The following is a 23,218-nucleotide window of genomic DNA, read 5'->3' on the forward strand; positions in this document are numbered from 1 at the left end:
CTACGCCCCGTACGCCTTCGCGAGCGCGCGCAGCGCGTCCGTCCAGGCGTCGGCGAGGCTCCGCACCTCCGCCTCGGTGAGCGGACCGCCGGGCCACACCCAGCTCGCGTCCAGTCGCGGACCGCCGGGCCCGTCGGTCACCGAGACGGCGATGTCCAGCAGATGGGCCACCGGCGCGTCGAGATCGCGCCCGCTGCCGAGGACTCCGGCCTCGGGCGCGGCCGTCCAGTCGCCGCCGCCGGACCCGCCGCCCGCGAACCGGCCCAGATAGTCGAACTGGACCTCCGGCTCGTCCCCCAGACCCGGGTGGAGCCGGCGCAGCGGACCGTAGCCGATGCCGGAGTCGGGCGCCGACGCCAGCGCGGCGGCCGCCCGGCGCACCAGCTCGACGGGGCTGTGCGCCGAGTCGAGCGCCACCCCCCGGGCGTCCAGCGCCACCGGGTGCACCGAGGTGAACCGCCCGGCGGTACGGGAGAGATCAGCGCCCGGCAGCAGCTCCTGCTCCCGCCCGTGGCTCTCCAGCGCGACCACGACCCGGTCGCCGCCGGTCTCCCCCCGGCCGCGCCGCCACTCCGCGAACGCCTGGGAGAGCGCGCCCAGCAGCACCGCCCGTACCGAGCCTCCGCCGCCCGTCGCGGCCGGGGAGCCGAGCAGCGGCGCGGTGTCCTCGGGCCCCAGCTCGACGGTGAGCCGGCGCAGGGTGCGCACCGTGTCGGCCGCCGGGTCGAGCCGCCGCCCGGCGAGCGGGACCGAGGAGTCCGCGAGCACCTCCCGCCAGTACGGCGCCTCCGCCGAGCGCCGCGCGCCCAGCGTGTCGAGATGTCGGGCCCAGGTGCGGTACGAGGTGGGCGCCGGCGCGAGCGCCGGATCCCGGCCGTCGCGGGCGGCCTCCCAGGCCGCGCGCAGATCGGCGTGGACGATCCGCCAGGTCGCCGCGTCCACGACGAACTGATGGAGCAGGATCAGCAGCCGCCCCGACCGCCGAGGACCCGCGTCGAACCAGACGACCCGGACCATCCGGCCCCGGTCGGGATCGAGCGCGGCGACCGCTTCGAGCAGCTTCTCGCCCATGACATGGGCCAGTTCGGGCCCGTCGGGCACCTCGGCCGCCTCGACCCGCTCCACCGCCCCGGCCGCCTCCGCCGCGCCCGGCGCGGCCGGACCGGGGATCTCCAGCCGCCAGGACTCGCCCGTTCCCCGGTCGAGCCGGGCCCGCAGCACCGGATGGCGCTCCAGCAGCGCCCCCACGGCGGTCACGAGATCCGCCCGCCGCATACCGGCGGGCGTCCGCAGCACGGTCGACTGGGAGTGCCGGTCGATCGGACCGCCCAGCTCCCGCAGCCGGTCCAGACCGGGGACGAGCGGAGCGCCGCCCACCGCCGCCGAGGGATCCTCGCTCCTGGCCGGACCGCCGGCGCCGAGCACGGGGGCGAGCGCCGCCGGGGTGCGGAGCCGGAACACCTCGCGCGGCGACAGCCCGTACCCCTCGGCCCGCAGCGCCGCCACGAGCCGCAGCGAGACGATGCTGTCGCCGCCGAGGGCGAAGAAGTCGTCGTCCGCGCCGATCCTCTCCAGCCCCAGCACCCGCGCCATCACCGCGCACAGCAGGGTCTCGGCGGGCCCCGAGGGATCCCGGCCGAGCGCCGCCGCGCCGAAGTCGGGGGCCGGCAGCCGGTCCTTGTCCAGTTTCCCGTTGACGGTCATCGGCAGCTCGCCGACGAGGACGACGGCGGCGGGCACCAGATGGTCGGGCAGCCGCCCGGCCAGCCCGGCGCGGAGCGCCGCCGGATCGGGCGCGGCGCCGGGGTCCGGCACGGCATAGCCCACCAGCCGCCGCACCCCGTCGTCCGTACGGGCCACCACCACCGCCCGGTCCACCCCGGGCAGCGCGCCCAGCGCGGTCGCGATCTCGCCCAGCTCCACCCGGAAGCCCCGGATCTTGACCTGGTCGTCCACCCGGCCGAGGAACTCCACCGCCCCGTCGTCGGTCCACCGGGCCAGATCCCCGGTGCGGTAGAGCCTGCCGCCGTCGTCGGCGAACGGGTCGGCGACGAAGCGTTCGGCGGTCAGCGCCGGCCGGCCGAGGTAGCCGCGGGCCAGTCCGGCTCCGGCGAGATACATCTCCCCGGCCACCCCGGGCGGCACCGGACGGAGCCAGGCGTCGAGAAGACGGACCCTGGCGTTGTCGACCGGGCGTCCGATCACCGGCCGCTCATGCTCCCGGACCCGGGCGAAGAGCGAGTCGACGGTGGCCTCGGTCGGCCCGTACAGATTGACGGTCTCCGTCCCCGGCAGCTCCCGCAGCCGGTCCCACTGCTCCTGCGGCACGGCCTCCCCGCCGACGCCGAGCAGCGGCAGCGGGCAGCGGCCGCCCTCGGTCAGCCCGGCGCGCTCCAGCTCGGCCAGGACCGACGGCGCGACCTCGACGAAGTCGACGGCGTGGGCGCGGAGATAGGCGTGCAGGGCGTCCGGGTCCCGCTGGATCTCCTCGGAGAGGACATGGACGCAGTGCCCGTGGAACAGCCACAGCTGCGGCTGCCAGGAGGCGTCGAAGGAGAAGGACCAGGCGTGGCCGACGTTCAGCCGCCGCCTGCCGGTGCGCTCCACGGTCGGCTCGTAGAGGTTCCGGCGGTGGCTGTGGAAGAGATTGACCGCGTTGCCCTGGGTGACGACGACGCCCTTGGGCGTGCCGGTGGAGCCCGAGGTGTAGATGACGTACGCCGGATGACCGGGCCGGGCCGGCGAGACCGGCGCGTCGCCCGGCAGCGCGGCGAGCGCGGCGACCGTCTCGGGGCCGTCCAGGACGACGACCTCCGGTACGAGCCCGTCCAGGGCCGCCGCCGCGTCCGCGAGGCCGCCCGTGGTGACCAGCAGCCGGGGCGCGGCGTCGCGCGCCATGAACGCGATGCGCTCCGCCGGATAGCCGGGGTCGAGCGGGAGATAGGCCGCCCCCGCGCGGTGTACGGCGACGATGGCGACGAGCATCTCCTCGGTGCGGGGCAGCATCAGCGCCACGACGTCCTCGGGCCCCGCGCCGCGCGCGGTGAGCAGCCGGGCGAGCCGGGCGGAGCGCGCGTCCAGTTCGCCGAAGGTGAGGACGGCGTCCCCGCTGACGACGGCGGGCGCGTCCGGATCGGCGGCGATCCGCTCGGCCAGCAGCTCGGGCAGGGTCTGCGCCGGATGGGGACGCCCGGTGGCGTTCCACTCGGACAGGATCCGCCCGCGCTCGGCGGGATCGAGGCACTCGAGTCGGTGCACGGGCGAATCGGGACGGTCGCCGAGTTCCCGCAGCAGCTGGACGAGACGTCCCGTCAGCGCCTTCGCCTCGGCCTCGGTGAAGAGATCGGGACGGTACTCCAGCAGGAGCTTCCCGGCGGCCGGGGCGACCACCAGGGTCAGCGGATAGTGGGTGTCGCCGGTGCTGCTGCCGTCGGTGACCCGCAGCGCGCCGGACTCCTCGGCGGCCCGCAGACTCTCCGCGTCCACCGGATAGTTCTGGAAGACGAGGAGCGTGTCGAACAGCTCGCCCGCGCCGCCGTCGCGGCCCGCCAGGCGCTGGATCGCCGAGAGCCCCAGATGCTCGTACGCGCCGAGGCGGGACCGGGCGTCCTGGAGCCGCGCCAGCGAACGCCGCACGGTGTCGGCGTTCGCCCCGGCCGCCGGCCGGAGGTCGACCCGTACGGGCACGGTGTTGATGAAGAGCCCGGTCATGTCCTCCACCCCGTCGATCTCCGGCGGCCGACCGGAGACCGTGGCCCCGAAGACCACGTCGTCCCGGCCCGTCTGCCGGGCCAGCAGCAGCCCCCAGGCGAACTGCATCACGGTGTTGGGCGTGACGTCCGCCGCCCGGGCCAGCTCGGCCAGCCGCTCGCCGAGCCCGGCGTCGAGGGTGTGGGCGATGTGCCGGGACGGCACCGGCTGCCGGGACGGGTCGGCCGGGGCGATCAGGGTGGGCTCGCCGACGCCCGCCAGCGCGGCCCGCCAGGCGTCCCGGGCCGCGTCCGGATCCTGCCGGGTCAGCCACCGGAGGTAGTCCCGGAAGGACCGCCGGACGCCGGGCGCGGGCGCTGCGCCGGTGCGCGCCGCGTACAGCTGGAACAGCTCCTCCAGCAGCAGCGGCACCGACCAGCCGTCCAGCACGGCGTGATGGTTGGTGACGATGAGCGCCCAGCCGCCGTCCCCGGCGAGCCGCACCAGCCGCAGCCGCAGCAGCGGCGGGGCGGCGAGATCGAAGGGACGGAGCCGGTCCTCCTCGGCGAGCCGGGCCGGCGCGGCCCGCCGCTCCGGGCTGTCCGCCGGGGCGCCGTGGGCGCTGAGGTCGGTGACGGCGAACTCGGGCTCCACCTCGGCGAGGACGACCTGGACGGCGCCGCCGCCGGTGCCGACGAGCGCGGTGCGCAGATTCTCGTTCCGGTCCAGCAGATCGCGGCAGGCCGCGTGGAGAGCGGCCGGATCGATCTCCCCGGCCAGCCGCAGCGAGAGCTGCATGGTGTAGACGTCGAGCCCGTCCCCGGCGAGTTCGGTCAGGAAGCGGAAACCCTCCTGGAGCGGGGCGAGCGGCCAGACGTCGGTGAGCGAGGGGAACCTGCGCTGAAGGGCGTCGACCTCGTCCTGCCCGAGGGCGACGAGAGGGAAGTCGGACGGGGTGCGGGTGGCGGGCGCGGGCCGCTCGGCGAGGGTGCGCAGGGCCGCGCACCACAGATCGGCGAGGCGCTCGGCGTCCGCCGCGGGCAGCACCGACGGCGTGTGGACCCAGCGGGCGGCGAGGACCGGCCCGTCGGGACCGTCCTCCGCGACGGTGGTGATCTCCAGCGGGAACAGGGCCGGGACGCTCAGGCCCGACTCCGACTCCGACTCCGGCCACGGGAGGTCCTCGGGGGCCTCGGGCCAGCCGCGCGGGGAGACCCCGGCGGCGCCCGCCGCCGGGCGGCCGTCGTGGTGGGCGAAGGAGATCTCCGGGGTGCGCGGCGGCTCGGCGGCGCGATCGCCGAAGCGGTGCAGCAGACCGTGCCCGATCCCCTGGTCCGGGGTGACGCGGAGCTGCTCCTTGACGGCCGTCAGCACCCGCTGCGCGGCCGCGCCGTCGTGCGCCGCCTCCGCCGGATCGACTCCGGCCGTGTCCAGGAGCAGCGGATGCCGGGTGGTGAACCAGCCCACCGTACGGGAGAGATCGCTGCCGGGGACGACGCCCTCGGCGCGGCCGTGCCGCCGCACCGCGACCACGTCCGGCCCCGCGTCCGACTCGCCGCGCTCCCGCCGCCACTGGGCGAACGCGATCGCGGCGGCCGCCAGCACCACGTCCTGGACGGTGCCGTGCACCGAGGCGGGGACCTCGGTCAGCAGGGCGCGCGCGGTCGCTCCGGTGAGCGAGCGCTCCAAGCGCGCCCGGGGCCCGGCGGCCGCGTCGAGCGGACGGTCGCCGAGGGCGGGGGCCGGCGCGGTGTCCCGGGCCCGCCAGATCCCGGCCTCGGCCCGCCGGGCCGCTTCCCCGGCCGCGTCGGCGAGCCCGAGGGCCCACTGACGGAAGGAGGTCGTCCCGGCCGGGAAGCCGGGCTCCGCCCCCGAGACCGCCGCCTCGTGCGCGAGCGCCAGATCGGCGAGCAGCACCGGCCAGGACTCCTCGTCCACGGCCAGCTGATGGACGGCGAGCAGCAGCCGGCCGCCCCGGCCGGGCCCGAGATCGGCGTACACGGCACTGAACAGCCGTCCCCCGGCGGGGTCCAGCCGCGCGATCGCCTCGGCGGTGTGCCCGGCGAGCCGCCGCGCCAGCAGCGGGGCGGGTACGCCGCCGAGGTCGGCCGCCGGGAGCGGTCCGCCGTCCTCGGCGGGAGCGCCCGGAATCTCCAGCGCGCCTTCCGCCACCAGCGAGGCCCGGAGCACCGGATGACGGTCCGCGAGCCGCCGGAGGGCGTCCGCGAGGGTGGCGGGAGTCGCGTCCGGCGGGGTGACGAGGACCCGCCACTGGTGCAGGCCCTCCAGCACGCCCCGCTCCCGGGCCCAGCTCATGACCGGGGTGAGGGGGAGCCGGCCGGCGGGGGGCAGCGTCCGCGCGCCGGGGGCGTCGACGGGCACGGCGACCCGGGCCAGGGCGGCCGGGGTCTTGTGCTCGAAGACCTCCCGGGGCGTGAGCACGAGCCCCGCGCGGCGGGCGCGGGCGACCAGCTGGATGGAGAGGATGCTGTCGCCGCCGAGGGCGAAGAAGCTGTCCTCCGCACCGGCCAGGGGGGCGTCCAGGAGTTCGGCGAACAACTCGGTGAGCAGGGCCTCCCGGATGCCGCGCGGGGCCGCCCCGCCCGCTCCGGCCGCGAGATCGGGCGCGGGCAGCGCGGCCCGGTCCAGTTTGCCGCTGGGCGTCAGCGGCAGCCGCTCCAGCGCGATCAGCGCGGTGGGGACCATGTGGTCGGGCAGCCGCCGGGACAGCCGGGCCGTCAGCTCGGCCGGATCCGGCGCACTGTCGCCGCGCGGCACCAGATAGCCCGCCAGCAGCGGCCTGCCCGGCTGGTCCTCGCGGAGCAGCACGGCGGCGGCGGCGATCTCCGGGTCCTCGCCGAGGACGGCCTCGATCTCGCCCAGCTCCACCCGCAGCCCGCGCAGTTTGACCTGACCGTCGGCGCGGCCGGCGAACACCAGCGCGCCGTCCGGACGGCGGCGCACCAGATCGCCGGTGCGGTACAGCCGTTCGCCCGGGGCGCCGAAGGGGTGGGCGACGAACCGCTCGCAGGTCAGCGCCGGACGGCCGTGGTAGCCGCGCGCCAGCTGGCGGCCGCTGAGATACAGCTCGCCGGTGACCCCGTCCGGCGCCGGCCGCAGCCAGGCGTCGAGGACGTGCGCCCCGGTGTTCCAGACGGGACGGCCGATCGGCACCCCGCCCCAGGCGCCGCCCGGGTCGGGCGCGCCGGCCGGATGTGCGGTGACATCGACGGTGGCTTCGGTCGGCCCGTAGAGATTGTGCAGCGCGGCCCCCGGCAGCGCCTCGCGCAGGGCGTCGGCGACGGCCCGGGGGAGTGCCTCCCCGCTCGCGACGACCAGCCGCAGACTGGCGCATCCGGCGGCGGACGGCTCGGCGGCGAAGGCGGCCAGCATCGACGGGACGAAGTGCACCGTGGTGACCTCGTGCCGCCGGATCGCGGCGGCGACCTTGACCGGGTCGGTGTGCTGCCCGTCCGGCAGCACCGCCAGCACCGCGCCGGTCAGCATCGGCAGGAAGAACTCCCACACCGAGACGTCGAAACCGGCCGGGGTCTTCTGGAGCACCCGGTCGCCCGGGCCGATCCCGTACTCCTCGGCCATCCAGCGCAGCCGGTTGACGAGCGCCGCGTGGCTGACGGTCACGCCCTTGGGGCGGCCGGTGGAGCCCGAGGTGTAGAGGACGTACGCGGCGTGGTCCCCGAGCGGTTCGGGGAGGACGGGCACCGGCCCGGCGGCGGCGAGCGCCGCCTCGGTGGCCGGATCGTCGAGGAGGACCGGCTCCGCCCCGTCGGGCAGCGGCAGGGCGGCGGCGTGCTCGGACCGGGTCAGCACCACCGCGGGGGCGCTGTCGGTGAGCACATGGGCGAGCCGCTCGGGCGGATGGCCCGTGTCCAGCGGTACGTAGGCCCCGCCCGCGCGGTGCACGGCGTGCAGCGCGACCACCAGATCGGCGGAGCGCGGCAGGGCGACGGCGACCCGGGTCTCGGGCCGTACGCCGAGATCCCGCAGCAGCGCGGCCAGTCGGCCCACCCGTGCGTCGAACTCGGCCGTGCTCAGCGTGAGACCGTCCGCCACCAGGGCGATCTCCCCGGCGGGCGTGGCGGCGTAGCGGGCCGAGAGCAGCGCGGGCAGCGTGGCGGCCGGGAGCGGGCGCTCCTCGCCGGCGCCCGCCGCGAGGATCCGGGCGCGCTCGGCCGGGGTGAGCACCCCGGCGCGGTGGAAGGGCAGATCCGGCCGCTCGGCCAGCGCCGACAGCAGCGCCGTGTAGCGGTCGGCGAGCGCGCGGGCCGTCGACTCGTCGAACAGGCTGGTCTGGAAGGTGAGCATGCCGTTGACGCCCGCCCCGCCGGGCCGTTCGGCGAGGGTGAACATCAGATCCAGCTTCGCGGTGCCCGGATCGGCGCCGAGGGGGGTGACGGTCAGCCCGGGCAGGGTCAGCTCGTCGTCGGAGACGTTCTGGAAGACCAGCATCACCTGGAAGAGCGGGTTGCGCGCGAGCGTCCGCTCCGGCGCGACCATCTCCACCAGCTGCTCGAAGGGCAGATCGGCGTTGTCGAAGGCGGCCAGATCGGTGTCCCGGACCCGGCCGAGGATCTCCCGGAAGGTGGGCCGCCCGCTCAGATCGGTGCGCAGCACCAGCGTGTTGACGAAGAAGCCGACGAGATCGTCGAGCGCGGCGTCGGTGCGCCCCGCGACCGGGGTGCCGATCGGCAGATCGGTGCCCGCGCCATGGGCGGCGAGCAGCACGGCGAGACCGGCCTGGGCGGCCATGAAGACACTGGTGCCGTTCTCGGCGCTGAGCGCGCGCAGCGTCCGGTGCGTCCGGGCGTCGATCTCGAAGGTGACGGTCCGTCCGTCGTGGTGCTCCTCGGCGGGCCGGGGACGGTCGTACGGCAGCGCCAGCTCCTCGGGCGCGCCGGCCAGCTCCCGCCGCCAGTGGGCGGCCTGCCGGGCCACGAGGCTCTCGGGGTCGTCCTCGGACCCGAGGAGGTCGCGCTGCCAGACCGCGTAGTCGGCGTAGCCGACCGGCAGGGGCCGCCAGTCGGGCCCGTTCCCGGCGGCCCGGGCGGTGTAGGCGGTGCGCAGATCCTCGGTGAGCGGGCGCATCGACCATTCGTCGCCCGCGATGTGATGGAGCATCACACAGAGCACGTGATCGGTCTCGGTGCGCAGCAGCCGCACCCGCAGCGGGATCTCCGTGACGATGTCGACGGGGTGGGTGACCTGGGTGTGCACCGCCCGTTCCAGATCGGCCTCGGCGACCCGGAGCACGACGGGGTCGGCGGCCGCGCGGGCGGTCTCCTCGTCCAGGATGTGCTGGTGGGGGAGTCCGTCGACGTCCGGATAGACGGTGCGCAGGCTCTCGTGGCGGGTGACGACGTCGCCCACCGCGAGCCGCATGGCCTCCGTGTCCAGCTCGCCGCCGAGGCGGAGCGCGAAGAAGAGGTTGTAGGTGGCGCTGGGCCCGTCCAGCCGGTGCAGGAACCAGAGGCGGCTCTGCGCGAAGGAGAGCGGGAGCCGCTCGCCCGCCACGGGGGTGCGCGGCGCGAGGGCGGCCCGCCCCGACCCGCGCGGCAGTACGGTCTCGGCGAGCGCGGCGGGCGTGGGGTGGTCGAAGACGTCCCGCAGCGCCACATCGGCGCCGAGGGCGGACCGGAGCCGGTTGGCGAGCCGCATCGCCAGCAGGGAGTGCCCGCCGAGCCGGAAGAAGTCGTCGTCGGGGCCCACCCGGGGCAGGGACAGCACATCGGCGAAGAGTTCGGCGAGCACGGCCTCGCGGGGATCGCGCGGGGCCCTGACCCGCCCGCCGGACGCGGCCGCGGACTCCGGGGCGGGCAGCGCCGCCCGGTCGGTCTTCCCGTTCGGGGTGAGCGGCATCTCGTCCAGCTCGATCAGGAGCGACGGCACCAGGTACTCCGGCAGCCGCTCGCCGAGGAACTCGCGCACCCCGGCGGCGTCGCCGGTGAGATAGCCGATGAGCCGGACCGCGCCGGAGGCGTCGGGCGACCCGACGACGACCGCGTCCCCCACCGCCGGGTGGGAGCGCAGCACGGCCTCGATCTCGCCGGGCTCCACGCGGTGGCCGCGGACCTTGAGCTGGTGGTCGGCCCGGCCCAGCACCCGCAGCGTGCCGTCCGGGAGCCGGGCGGCCAGGTCGCCGGTGCGGTAGATCCGCGCGCCGGGGACGCCGTACGGGTCGGCGACGAACCGGCCCGAGGTGAGCGCGGCCCGGCCGAGATAGCCCCGGGCGACCCCGGACCCGCCGATGTACAGCTCACCGGGCGTCCCGTCGGGGACGGGCCGGAGCCAGCTGTCGAGCAGCCGCAGCGTGGTGTTCCGCAGCGCCGTCCCGATGTGCGGATCGCCGCCGCCGTCGCCGAGGTCGGCGGCGGTCGACCAGACGGTGGTCTCGGTCGGCCCGTACAGATTGAGGAGCCGGTCGCCGCCGTCCGCCAGCTCCCCGGCGAGATCGGCGGGGAGCGGCTCGCCGCCGCTCAGCACGGTGAGCCCCCGCACGAGTCGCGGCGCGGCCTCGGTGAGCCCGCGCCACAGCGAGGGGGTGGCCTGGAGATGGGTGGCCCCGGCGCGCTCCGCGAGCGCCGCCAGCAGCATCGGGTCGCGCGACTGGTCGCGGTCGGCCAGGATCACCGCGGCCCCGGTCACCAGCGGGACGAAGAGTTCCAGGGCGGCGATGTCGAAGCTGACGGTGGTCACGGCGAGCAGCCGCTGCCCGGGACCGGCGGACAGGGTCTCCGCCATCGCGTCGAGCAGATTCGCCAGGCCCTCGTGGGTGACCACGACGCCCTTGGGGGCGCCGGTCGATCCGGAGGTGTGGATGACATAGGCGACCCCGTCGGGGTGCGGCCGCTCACCGGGCAGGGGCCCGGACACGGCCGCGTCCTCGGGGAGGCCCGCGCCGGTGACCACCGGGGAGTCCGCGTCGACGGTGAGCAGCGGACGGGAGTCCGCCAGCAGATGGGCCACCCGCTCGGCCGGGAAGTCCGGATCGACGGGGACGTACGCGGCCCCGGCGGCCGCCACCGCCAGCAGGGCGGCGACGAGGTCCGCCGAGCGCGGCAGGGCGACGGCGATCAGCGTCTCGGGCCCGGCCCCGAGGGCCGTGAGCCGGGCGGCGAGCACCCCGGCCCGGGCGGCGAGGCGCGCGTAGCTCCACTCCTCGTCCCCGGCGATCAGGGCGAGCCCCTCCGGGGTCGCGGCGGCCTGCCGCAGAAAGCGGCCGGCGAGTCCGAGCGGGGTGACCGGCCCGGCCGGGCCGTCGAGCCGCGCCGGGGCCGCGCCGCCGGGCACGACCGCCCGCGCGGGGTCCCGAGGCCGGTCGGCGAGCAGCTCCAGGGTGCCCGTGAGCAGGGCCCCGACGGCCCGGGCGCGCTCGGCGGACAGAATGTCCGGCCGGTGGTCGAGCGCCAGCGCGAGCCGCTCCCGGCCGGGCAGGGCGACCAGCACGAGCGGATAGTGCGTGGCGTCGTGGCCCTGGGCCGCCGTCACCCGCAGCCCGGCGCGCTCCTCGGCGCGGCGCAGCTCGGCGGCGTCGACGGGGAAGTTCTCGAAGAGGATCAGGGTGTCGAACAGCTCGCGGTGCCCGGCCAGCCGCTGAAGCTCCGCCAGCGGCTCGTACTGATGGTCCATCAGCCGGGTCTGCTGGTCGGCGACCCGCCGGATCAGCTCGGCGACGGGCTGGTCGGGACGGGTCTCGACCCGGGCGGGCACCGTGTTGATGAAGAGGCCGACCATCTGCTGCGCGCCGTCGAGATCGGCGGGCCGGCCGGAGACGGTCACGCCGAAGGCGACGTCGGTACGGCCGGTGAGCCGCCCCAGCACCAGCGCCCAGGCGGTCTGCAGCACGGCGTTGACGGTCACCTGCTCGGCGCGGGCGAGCGCGAACACCTTCGCCACCAGGGCGTCCGGCAGCTCCAGCGCCATCCGCTCCGGAACGCCGGCGGGCGCTCCGGCGGCGTGCGGTACGAGCAGCGTGGGCCCCTCGATCCCGGCGAGGGTCTCGCGCCACAGCTCACGCGTCTCGGCCCGGTCCCGGCCGGCGAGCCACAGCAGATAGTCGCGGTACGGCCGGGGCGCGGGCCCCGGCTCGCCCCGGTAGAGCGCCAGCAGGTCCTGGATCAGCACCGGGCCCGACCAGCCGTCGAGCAGGATGTGGTGCGAGGTCAGGGCGAAGAGCCGCCGCCCGTCGCCCAGCCGGACGAGGGTGAGCCGGATCAGCGGCGGTTCGCTGAGATCGAAACCGCGCTCCCGCTCCGCCGCGAGGATGCGCCGGGCCCGCTCGGGGATCCGGAGCCCGCGCCTCCCGTCCCCGGCGCCGGCGCCGTCCCCGGCTTCGGACCCGGCGCCGCCGGAAGGCCCGGCGGCCGGCCCGGCCCGGTCCGCGCCGGACGGCGGCTCGGGCTCGTCGCCCAGGTCGTACTCCGCCCAGGGGAGTTCCGCCTCGGCCGCGATGGACTGGAGCGGATCGGCCCCCCGCCGGGTGTGGAAGGCGGCGCGCAGATTGGGGTGCCGGGCCAGCAGCAGACGGCCCGCCTCCCGCATCCGGGCGGATTCGAGTTCGCCCGCGAACTCCAGCGTGGTCTGGGTGACGTAGACATCCGGCCCGTCCCCCTCCGCGCCGAAGGCGGCCAGGAAGTGGAGCCCCTCCTGCAGCGGGGAGAGCGGCAGCAGGTCGGCGAGCGGACGCCGGTCCTCCAGCGCGTCGATCTCCGGCTGGGCGACGGTGACGAGAGGGAAGTCGGACGGGGTGTGCCCGCCCGCGCCCGGATCGCCGAGATGGCGGCGCAGGGTGCGCAGCGCGGCCAGCCAGAGTTCGGCCAGCCGGGCCACCTCCGGCTCGGCCAGCAGCCGCCCGGAGAAGCCGAACCCGGCGTGCAGGGTGGGCCCCTCGGGACCGTCCACGGCCGACACATTGAGCTGGAGGGCGTGCGCGAGGGGCAGCGCGTCGTCCGCGCCGCCTCCGAAGGAGCCGGTCAGCGCCGGACTCCACGGCTTCGGCTCGGCCCCCTCGCCCCCGCCGCCGGGCGCGCCGAACCGGCCGAGGTAGTTGTAGCCGATCTCGGGCCGGGGCAGCGCCGCGAACCGCTCCCGGTGAGCCGGGTGGAGATGGCGGAGCAGCCCGTGCCCGAGCGGGTCGCCGGACGGCGGACGCAGCTGCTCCTTGACCCGCTTGAGCACCGCGCCGGTCTCCGCCTCGCTGCCGGGCTCCAGCCCGCCGAGGTCGAGCAGCGCCGGGTGCACGCTGGTGAACCAGCCGACCGTACGGGACAGATCGGCGCCCGGGACGGACTCCTCCTCGCGGCCGTGGCCCTCCAGATCGACCGGTACGGGCCCGGTGTGCCCGCGCCAGGCCGCCAGCGCCATCGCCAGCGCCGCCAGGAGCACCGTGTCGGGCCCGGTGTGATAGCGCGCCGGCAGCTCGGTGAGGAGCGGCCCGGCGGTCGCGGGGTCCAGCCGTACGGAGACGGTGCGCAGGGCGCCGAGCGTGTCGGCGGCCGGGTCGAGCGGTTCGGCGATCCGGGCGTGATCGCCGTCGAGAAGGGCGGCCCAGTCGTCGGCCGCGTCGGTGCGCCCCGGGGCCGCGGCCGCCTCGCGCAGCCCCGTCGCCCACTCGGTGAAGGAGGTCCCCACCGGGGCGAGTTCGGCCGTGGCCCCGGTGCGGGCGGCCTCGCAGGCGGCCGCGAGATCCTCGGTCAGCACCCGCCAGGAGACGCCGTCCACCACCGCGTGATGGATCAGCAGGGCGAGCAGTCCGCCCCGCTCCGCCCCGGCGTCCAGCCAGACCGCCCGGACCATGTCGCCCCGGTACGGGTCGAGTTCGGCGGCGGCGCGGCGGGCGTGCGGCCGCAGGACGTCGGTCAGACCCTCGGCCGGAGCGCCCTCCGCGTCGACCCGGGTGATCAGCCCGGCGGCGTTCACGGACGCCTCCGGGGGGATCTCCAGCGCCGTCGGCGTCAGCCTGGCCCGCAGCGCCTCGTGGTGGCCGACGACCTGGGCCAGCCCGGCCGTGAGCGCGTCGAGCCGGGCGCCCGCGGGGGTGTGCAGCACCATCGACTGGTGATAGCCGGTCAGCGGGCCGCCGCGCTCGACGAGGGAACGCAGGACCGGGGTGAGCGGCGCGCTGCCGCCGGAGGACCGGCGGGCGGCGGGACGGGCGGGAGCCGCCGTGCGCGCCGCGGCGGCCAGCGCCTCCACGGTGCGGTGGTCGAACACGTCGCGCGGCCGGAGCACCAGACCGTGCCGGCGGGCCGCGCCCACCAGCTGGATCGCGGAGATGCTGTCGCCGCCGAGGGCGAAGAAGCTGTCGTGGACGCCGACGGCGGGCACCGCGAGGACCTCGGCGAAGAGTTCCGCGAGCCGGCTCTCCGTCCCGGTCCTCGGCGCGGTCCCCTCCGCCGCCCCGGAGAAGTCGGGGGCGGGCAGCGCCGCGCGGTCGATCTTGTTGGCGGGCGTCAGCGGAAGCGCGTCCAGCAGCACCACGGCCGAGGGCGTCAGATGGTCCGGGAGGGTCCGGCCGACCCAGGCGATCAGCTCCGCCGGGTCGGGGGCCTCCCCGGGCGCGGGCACCGCGTGGGCGACCAGCCGCCGGATCCCGCGCGCGTCGGCGGGAGCGGTGACCACGGCCCGCGCGACGCCCGGATGGGCCGTGAGGCGGGCCTCCACCTCGCCCGGCTCCACCCGGAACCCCCGGACCTTCAACTGGTGATCGGCGCGGCCCGCGTACTCCAGCTCACCGGCGGCGTTCCACCGGGCCAGATCGCCCGTACGGTACATCCGGGCGCCGGGCGGCGCGCCGAGGCCGGTGGGGGCGGCGACGAAACGGTCCGCGGTGACGCCGGGGCGGCCGAGATAGCCGCGCGCCAGACCGGCGCCGGCGAGATACAGCTCGCCCAGGACGCCCGGCGGCACCGGACGCAGCATGTCGTCGAGGACCAGGGCCCGCTTGTTGACGTCCGGCGGACCGATCGGGACCGGACCGCCGGACCAGTCGGCGGGCACCCGCCAGGTGGCGGAGTTCACGACCGCCTCCGTCGGCCCGTACGCGTTGACGATCCGGTGGCGCGCGGCCCGGACCCGGAGCACCTCGGGCGGCAGCGCCTCGGTGCCCACCGCCATCGTCATCCCGGCGGGCAGAACGGCGTCCAGCGGCAGGGAGGCGAGGACGGTGGGCGGGACGACGGCCAGCGTGATGTCCGCCTCGGCGAGGAAGGAGGCCAGCGGCGCGCCCGCGCGCCGCTCCTCCGGGACCACGACCAGCGTCGCGCCCGAGAGCAGGGAGGCGGCGAGTTCGGCGAGGGTGACGTCGAAGGCGGGCGAGGCGAACTGGGTCACCCGGTCGCCGGGACCGGTGCCGAAGCTCTCGCGCGCCCACGCGGTGAGATCCGCCAGCGGGCGGTGGGCGACCACGACGCCCTTGGGGGTGCCGGTGGAGCCGGAGGTGTGGATGAGGTAGGCGGGGTGGTCGAGGTGGAGGGGGGTGGGGTGGTCGAGGGTGGTGGGGTTGTGGGTGGGGCCGGTGAGGGGGAGGGCGTTGAGGTGGATGGGGGTGGGTGTGGGCGGGGCTGGGTGGGTGGGGTGCGGGTCGCTTGCGGGGCGCTGCCCCGGGCCCCGCGCCTCAATCGCCGGCGGGGCTTGAATTCGCTCCGGTGGGGTGTGGAGTTGCTGTGGGTGGGAGCGGGTGGTGAAGGGGGTGGTGGAGTCGAGGAGGAGGTGGGTCGCGCCGGAGGCGGTGATGAGGGTGGAGAGGCGTTCGGAGGGGTGGTTGGGGTCGAGGGGGGCGAAGACGCCGCCCGCCTTGGCGATGGCGAGCTGGGCGGTCAGCATGGTGACGCCCCGCTCCAGCGGGGCGGCGACGATGTTCTCGGGGCCGACGCCGTGGGCGATCAGCTGGTGGGCGAGGAGATTGGCCCGCTCGTTGAGCTGGCGGTAGGTCAGTTCGAGGGGGCCGTCGACCAGCGCCGGGGCGTCGGGGTGCTCGGCGGCGATCCGTTCGAAGAGTTCCGGCAGGGTCGCCGGGGGGATGTCGGCGGTGTGGGCGTTGAAGGTGTGCAGGACCCGCTCGCGCTCGGCGGCGGTGAGCGGGTCGAGCCGGGCGAGCGGGCGGTGCGGGTCGGCGGTGAACTCCTCGACCAGCCGGCGCAGGCGGTCGGCGAGCCGCCGGGCGTCCGGCTCCGCGACGGCGTCGGGGTGATGGCTGAGGCTCAGCGCGGGCCCGCCGTCCGGGGTGGGCGCGGCGACCAGGGTGAGCGGGTAGTGGGTGGCGTCCCGGCCGCTGACGGCGGTGACCCGCAGCCCGGCGAACTCCGTGTCCTGGCGGGCCTGGTCGCCCTCGCCCGCGAGATAGTTCTCGAAGACGCAGAGGGTGTCGAAGAGCGGACCGCCGAACCCGGCCGTCCGCTGGATCCCGGCCAGCCCCGTGTGATGGTGCGGCAGCAGGGCGGCCTGCTCGGCCGCGATCCGGCGCAGCAGGCCGGCCGGGGACTCGGCGGGCCGCAGGGACACCCGTACCGGCAGGGTGTTGATGAAGAGCCCCACCATCGTCTCCACCCCGTCGAGTTCGGCCGGGCGGCCGGAGACGGTGGTGCCGGAGACGATGTCGCGGCGTCCGGTCAGCTCGCCGAGGGCGATGGACCACAGGGTCTGCACGGCCACCGGCAGGGTCACGTCCAGCGCGCGGACGGCGGCGGCGAATTCGGCGCCGAGCGCCGGGGGCAGTCCGACATCGAGGGAGACCGGCTCGCCGGACGGCGGGCCCGCGGGCGAGGGCGCGACGATCGTCGGACCGTCGAGACCGGCCAGCGCCTTCGCCCAGGCCCGGTCGTCGGCGGAGGCGTCGCGGGCGGCGGCCCAGGCGAGATAGTCGCGGTACGGGCGGACCGCGGGCAGACCTGAGGGGTCGCCGTCGCTCTCGTAGAGGGTGAACAGCTCCTGGACGACCCGGGCGGTGGACCAGCCGTCGAGCAGCAGATGGTGGTGGGTGAGGAGCAGCCGGTGCCGCTCCTCGCCCAGCCGGATCGCGGTGAACCGCGTCAGCGGCGGGGTCGCGAGATCGAACCGGGTCCGCCGGTCGGCGGCGGTCAGCTGCGCGAGCCGCCGTTCGCGCGACTCCGGGGGCAGCTCCGTGAGATCGACGTCGCTCCAGGGCAGCTCCACCCCGTGCGGGATGAGGGTGACCGGCTCGCCGTTCTTCCGCTGCCGGAACGCGGCCATCAGATTGGGGTGGCGGCGCAGCAGCGCCTCGCCGGCCCGCCGGATCCTGGCCCGGTCGAGCGGGCCCTCCAGATCGAAGGCGAGCTGGACGTTGTAGAGATCGGGTGCGGTGTCGTCGTACGACGACAGGAAGTACAGCCCGTGCTGAAGAGGCGACAGGGGGAGAATGTCCTGAAGTCCTGAGGGCGCGCCGGTCACGAAATCCTCCACTCGTCTGCGAACTCATCGATTTCGTCCTGGCTCAGGGAAAGCAGACCGAGGTCGGACGGGGTGTGGCCGCCCGCGGCGGCGCGGGTGGCGGTGAGCAGGGTCTCCAGGGCGGTCTGCCACCTCTGGTGGAGCAGGGCGACCCGGTCGGCGGGGATCAGCAGCGAGGCGTGCTGCCAGATCACCGACAGCTCGGTGCCCGAGGGGCGGCGCAGCGCGGTGATGCCGAGATCGAGGGCGGTGTCCGCCCCGAGCGCGGCCGGGGCCCGCCACAGGGCGGCGGACTCGGGCGCCGGGGCCCACGGGAGAGGCCCGGGACCCTCAGCACCTCCAGGACCCTCAGCACCTCCAGGACCCTCAGCACCTCCAGCACCTCCAGGGCCTTCAGGACCTCCAGGCCCCTCAGGGCCTTCGGGGCCCGCGACCGCCGGACCGCCCTCCTCGCCGACGTCGAAGCGGCCGAGGTAGTTGAAGCTCACCTCCGGCGCCCGCAGGCCGGCGAGGACCGCGCCCGAACCGGGGTCCAGATGGCGCAGGGACCCGTACCCGGCCCCCCGCGCCGGGACCGCCCGCAGCTGCTCCTTGACCCGCTTCAGCAGCTTCGCCGCCTCGTGCGGGTCGGTGTGCACGGTGGCCGGATCGGTCCCCTCCAGCCGGGTCCGCACCGGATACAGCGCGGTGAACCAGCCGACCGTGCGGGACGGTTCGCGGCCCGCCGCCTCCTGGGCGTCCCGGCCGTGGCCCTCCAGCAGGATCAGCGCGGAGTCCTGTCCGGCACGGCCCTCGGTGAGGGCCATGGTCAGCGCGGTGAGCAGCACGTCCTGCTCGGTGCAGTGGAAGGCGGCCGTGACCTCCGTGAGCACCGGCTCGCTCAGCGCGGCCGGGACCGTCGCGGCGAACTGCCCGAGGGTGCCGGGGGTGTCCACGGCCGGATCCAGCCACCGTCCGCCGAGCGGGGCGTCCGGGACCGCGCCGGTGAGCGTCTCGGTCCAGTACGGCAGCTCCGCGCGGTGTCCGGCCGCCCCCTCGGCCAGGGCCCGCGCCCAGGTCCGGAAGGAGACCTCCACGGGCGCGAGAGGGCTCGCCGGATCGGCGCACAGCTGGGCCAGATCGGGCAGCAGCACCCGCCAGGACACCGCGTCCACCACCAGGTGGTGGGCCGTCAGCAGCAGTCGGCCGGGGCGTCCGGGACCCCGGTCGAACCAGACGGCGCGCAGCATCCGCCCGCCCTCCGGGTCGAGTTCGCCCGCGGCGGCGCGGGAGTGCCGGCGTACCGCCTCCTCCAGCGCCTCGCGGCCGCCGGTCACCGCGACCGTGCGCAGCGCCCCGGCCGCGTTCCCCGCGCCGTCGCCGTCGCCGCCGTCGTCGGGTCCGGGGGGCTCGGGCGCCTCAAGTCGCCAGCCGCCGTCCGTGCGCAGCCGCGCCCCCAGCATCACGTGGTGCCGTACGAGCCCGGCGAGCGCCTCCCGCAGCCGTTCCGCGGTGAGCCCGGGCTCCGTGGTGACCAGCAGGGACTGGCTGTACTCCCGGTACTCCCCGCCGCGTTCGCGCAGGGCGTGCATCACCGGGGTCAGCGGGATCCCGCCGTGGCCCGGGTCGTGGACGGCCTTCTCCTCTTCCTCCCGGCGCGCCACCCGGGCGAGGGCCGCCGGGGTGCGGTGCTCGAAGATCTCGCGCGGACTGATCACCAGCCCTCTGCGCCGCGCCGAACTGACCAGCTGGATCGAGGAGATCGAGTCCCCGCCCAGCGCGAAGAAGCTGTCATGAACACCGATCGCGGTCCGGTGCAGCAGGGCCGCCATCAGCTCCGTCAGCACGGCTTCCGTCTCGGTGCGCGGGGCCGCGTCCCCGTCCCTGTCCCCGGCCGTCGGCCGGGGCTCGGGCAGCGCGGACCGGTCCAGCTTGCCGCCGACGGTCGTCGGCAGCCGGTCCAGCGCGACCAGCGCCCCCGGAACCATGGCGGCGGGCAGCAGCGCGGCGGCGTGCCGCAGCAGCTCGTCCACGTCCAGCGCGGCCGTGTCGCCGGAGACATAGCCGATCAGCCGGGGCCTGCCCCGGTCGTCGCCGTCCCCGTCGCCGTCCCCGTCGCGCAGGACGACGGCGGCGTCCCGGACCGCCGGGTGCCGCAGCAGCACCGCCCGGATCTCGTCGGGCTCGATCCGTACCCCGTTCAGCTTGATCTGGTCGTCGGCGCGGCCGGCGAACTCCAGCTCCCCGGCACGGCTCCAGCGGGCCAGATCGCCCGTGCGGTAGAGCCGGGCGCCGGGCGGCAGGCCGAAGCCGTCGGGCGCGGCCACGAAACGCCCGGCGGTGAGGCCGGGCCGCCCGGGATAGCCGGTCGCCAGCTGGACCCCGGCCAGATACAGCTCCCCGGCGACGCCCGGCGGCATCGGCCGCAGCGCCTCGTCCAGGACGTACGCGCGGGTCCCCGCGCCCGGCCTGCCCAGCGGGACCATGGGCTGTTCGCCGGGGACCGCGGGGCGCGCCGTGACGTCGACGGCCGCCTCGGCGGGCCCGTACTGATTGATCACGGGCGCGTCGAACACCCGCGCGCACCGCCGCACCAGGGCGTCGGTCAGCGCCTCGCCGCCGCTGAACACCCGCTTCAGCCCGGTGCACCGGGCCGCCTCCGGCTCGGCCGCGAACAGCGCCAGCATCGTGGGCACGAAGTGGACCGCGCTCACATCGTGCTCCCGGATCAGCCGGGCCAGCGCCGCCGGATCGCGGTGCGCCTCCGGACCCGCGACCACGAGCGCGGCCCCGCCGAGCGGCGGACCGAGGATCTCCCAGAGCGCGACGTCGAAACCGGGCGCGGACTTGAACAGCATCCGGTCCCCGGGACCCAGCGGATACCGCCGCTGGGTCCACGCCAGCCGGTTGGCGAGCGCCCCGTGCGGCACGGCGACCGCCTTGGGCGTCCCGGTGGACCCGGAGGTGTGCAGCACACAGGCGGTCTGCGCCGGATGCGGCCGCGGTACGGGCAGCTCGGCCGGGCCGTCCGCCGGATGGCCCGTCAGCCATGAGGCGGTGGCGGGATCGTCCAGGGCGAGCACCGGCCACGGCCGCCCGCCGGGCAGCAGCGCCGACACGTCGCCCCGGGTGATCACCGCCCGAGGCGGCTGCCCGGCCAGCATGCCGGCCAGCCGCTCGGCGGGATGGGCCGGGTCGAGCGGCATCAGCACCGCGTCCGCGCGGAGCACCGCGTGGGCCGCGACCACCAGATCGACGGAGCGCGGCAGCAGCACCGCGACCGGATCCCCCGACCCCAGCCCGTGCTCGCGCAGCAGCGCGGCGAGCGCGGTGACCCGCCGGTGCAGCCCCCTGTATTCGAGGACGCCCTCCTCGCCGACGACGGCGGGCGCGTCCGGGGTGCGGGCGGCCTGCTCGGCGAGGGCGGCGGCGATCCTCAGCGGCTCCGCCGGCGCGAGCGGCTCCTCGGCCCCGTTCCACTCCGAGACGACCAGACGGCGCGCTCCGTCGTCCAGCAGCTCCAGCGAGCCGACGGGCGTGTCGGGCCGCTCGGCGAACGCCGCCAGCACCCGCAGGAACCAGCCCGCCAGCGCCTCGGCCGTGGCCGCGTCGAACAGGCCCGTACGGTAGGTGATCCCGCCGGTCAGCGCCCCGCCGGGACCGGGGTGCGACACCGTCGTGAAGGTCAGATCGAATTTGGCGGTACGGGTGTGCACCGGCACCGGCTCACCGCGCAGCCCGTCGAACCCGGGCCCGCCCTCGGCGCGGTTCTGGTGATTGAGCATCACCTGGAAGAGCGGATGCCGCATCAGCGAGCGCTCCACCCCCAGCACGTCCACCAGCCGTTCGAACGGCACCCGGGCCCGGTCGAAGTCGGCCAGATCGGCCGCCTTGACCCGGGCGATCAGCTCCACCGGCGTCGGGTCCCCGCCGACGTCCGTCCGCAGCACCAGGGTGTTGACGAAGAACCCCACCAGATCGTGGAGGGCGGCCTCGTCGCGCCCGGCGATCAGGGTGCCGATCGGAATGTCACAGCCGCCGCCGAGCCGCCGCAGCAGAACCGCGAGAGCGGCGTGGGCCACCATGAAGGGCGTGGCCCCGGTGCGCCGGGCCAGCCGGGCCAGCCCCTCGCGCACCTCGTCGGGGACGGTGAACTCGACGACGCCGCCCTCGTACCCCGTCTCCTTCGCACGCGGCCGGTCCAGCGGCAGCGGCAGCTCGGGCGGCGCTCCGTCCAGCCGGGCGCGCCAGTAGTCGATCTCCCCGGCCGCCCCGCTCCCGGCCTCCTCCCCGTCGCCGAGGAACTCGCGCTGCCACAGCGTGTAGTCGGGATAGCCGACGGGCAGCGGCTCCCAGCCCGGGGCCCCGCCCCGGACCCGGGCCGCGTAGGCGGCGGACAGATCCCCCAGCAGCGGACGGACCGACCACTCGTCCGCCGCGATGTGATGCAGCACCAGAAGCAGGACGTCACAGCCGTCCGCCGCCCGGAACAGAGCCGCCCTGATCGGAAGTTCCGCCGTCAGGTCGAACGGCCGCACCGCCTCGGCCCGCAGCCCGTCCGCCACCCCCTCGGCCGGGCACTCCACGAGCCGAAGGTCCACCACCGCCTCGGACACCTCCCGTACGACCTGGCGCGCCCGGCCGTCCCGGTCCGGGAAGACCGTGCGCAAGGACTCGTGGCGGGCCGGCAGATCGGCCAGCGCCGCGCCCAGCGCCACCGGGTCGAGACGGCCGTCGAACCGGACGGCCAGCGGCACGTTGTACGCCGCCGTCGGCTCCCCGGCCAGCCGGTCCAGGAACCAGATCCGCTGCTGCGCCGGGGAGAGCGGAAGCTCGGCAGGACGCTCCCGGCGGGTCAGCGGCGGCGCGGAGCGCGCCGGGGGGCGCAGCAGCGCGGCGGTCGCCGCCGGGGTGCGGGCGGTCAGCAGATCGCCCACGGAGATCTCGGCGTCCAGCGCGGACCGTACCGCGCCCGCCAGCCGCATCGCCGTGAGCGAATGGCCGCCCAGCGCCTGGAAGTCGTCGTGCGGACCGACGTGTTCCACGCCCAGCGCGTCCGCGAAGAGCCGCGCGAGCAGCTCCTCGCGCTGACCCGCCGGCGCGCCCGGACCGTACCCCGCACCCCCGTCGGCGCGCTCCGCCCCGGGCGAGGGCAGCGCGGCCCGGTCGACCTTGCCGTTGGCGGTGAGCGGAATCTCCGGGACGACGACCAGCGCCGAGGGCACCAGATACCCCGGCAGGGTCGCGGCCAGCCGCTCGCGCAGCTCGCCGGGGCGCAGAACGGCCCCCGCCCCCGCCACCGCGTAGCCGACGAGCGCGGACCCGCCGGGGAGATCGGAGCGTACGGCGACGGCGGCGCGCGCCACCCCGGGCAGGGCCAGCAGCGCGGCCTCGGCCTCACCCGGCTCGATCCGGTGGCCGCGCAGTTTCAGCTGGTCGTCGGTGCGGCCGAGGAAGTCGAGGGAGCCGTCGGGACGTTCCCGTACGAGATCCCCCGTGCGGTACATCCGCTGCCCGGGCTCGCCCCAGGGATCGGCCGTGAAGCGTTCCGCGGTCGCGGCGGGCCGGCCGAGATAGCCCCGGGCCAGTCCGTCGCCGCCGAGATACAGCTCCCCGGGCACGCCCCGGGGCGCCGGACGCAGCGCCGGGTCCAGGACCCGGGCGGTCGTGCCGTCCAGCGGCCGTCCGATCGGCAGCGCGGCCGAGGCGTCGATCCCGTCCGGGCCGACCGGTCCCGCGGTGGCGAAGGTGGTGGTCTCGGTCGGCCCGTAGCCGTTGACGATCCGCAGCCCGGGCGCGGCCCGCAGCGCGGCGGCGACGGCGGCCGGGGAGACGACGTCGCCGCCCGTCCACACCTCCCGTACGCCGCGGAAGGTCTCGGGGGCCTCCTGCGCGAGCAGCGCGAAGAGGCCGGCCGTGAACCAGGCCGAGCCGACCGGATCGCGGCCCAGCAGCTCCCGCCAGCGCGGCGGGTCGAGCGCGGCGTCGGGGGCGAGGACGACCTCGCCCCCGCGCAGCAGGGTGCCCCACAGCTCATGGGTGAGCGCGTCGAAGGAGTGCGGGGAGTGCAGCACCACCCGGCGGTGCGCCTCGCCGGCGAACCGGGAGTCGGCGGCGAGGGCGA

General features: G+C 76.5%; 2 protein-coding genes (1 of these 2 only partly in view). Both read right to left on the reverse strand.

Annotated features, from left to right (window positions below; translation table 11 throughout):
• Nucleotides 1–17,127, reverse strand: a complete 17,127-nt coding sequence (locus tag ACF089_RS28575; RefSeq protein WP_392032492.1) for an amino acid adenylation domain-containing protein — start codon at nt 17,125–17,127, stop codon at nt 1–3.
• A protein-coding gene (locus ACF089_RS28580) for an amino acid adenylation domain-containing protein (RefSeq protein WP_392032495.1) crosses the window boundary here: on the reverse strand, nt 17,112–23,218 show its 3' portion. 10,636 nt of this gene lie beyond the right edge of the window; the window shows 6,107 of its 16,743 coding nt (coding positions 10,637–16,743); its start codon lies off the right edge, out of view — the gene reads right to left on this strand; the stop codon is at nt 17,112–17,114. The genes ACF089_RS28575 and ACF089_RS28580 overlap by 16 nt, the downstream gene beginning before the upstream one ends.

The organism is Streptomyces sp. NPDC014894, assembly GCF_043080985.1.
Taxonomy (GTDB): domain Bacteria; phylum Actinomycetota; class Actinomycetes; order Streptomycetales; family Streptomycetaceae; genus Streptomyces.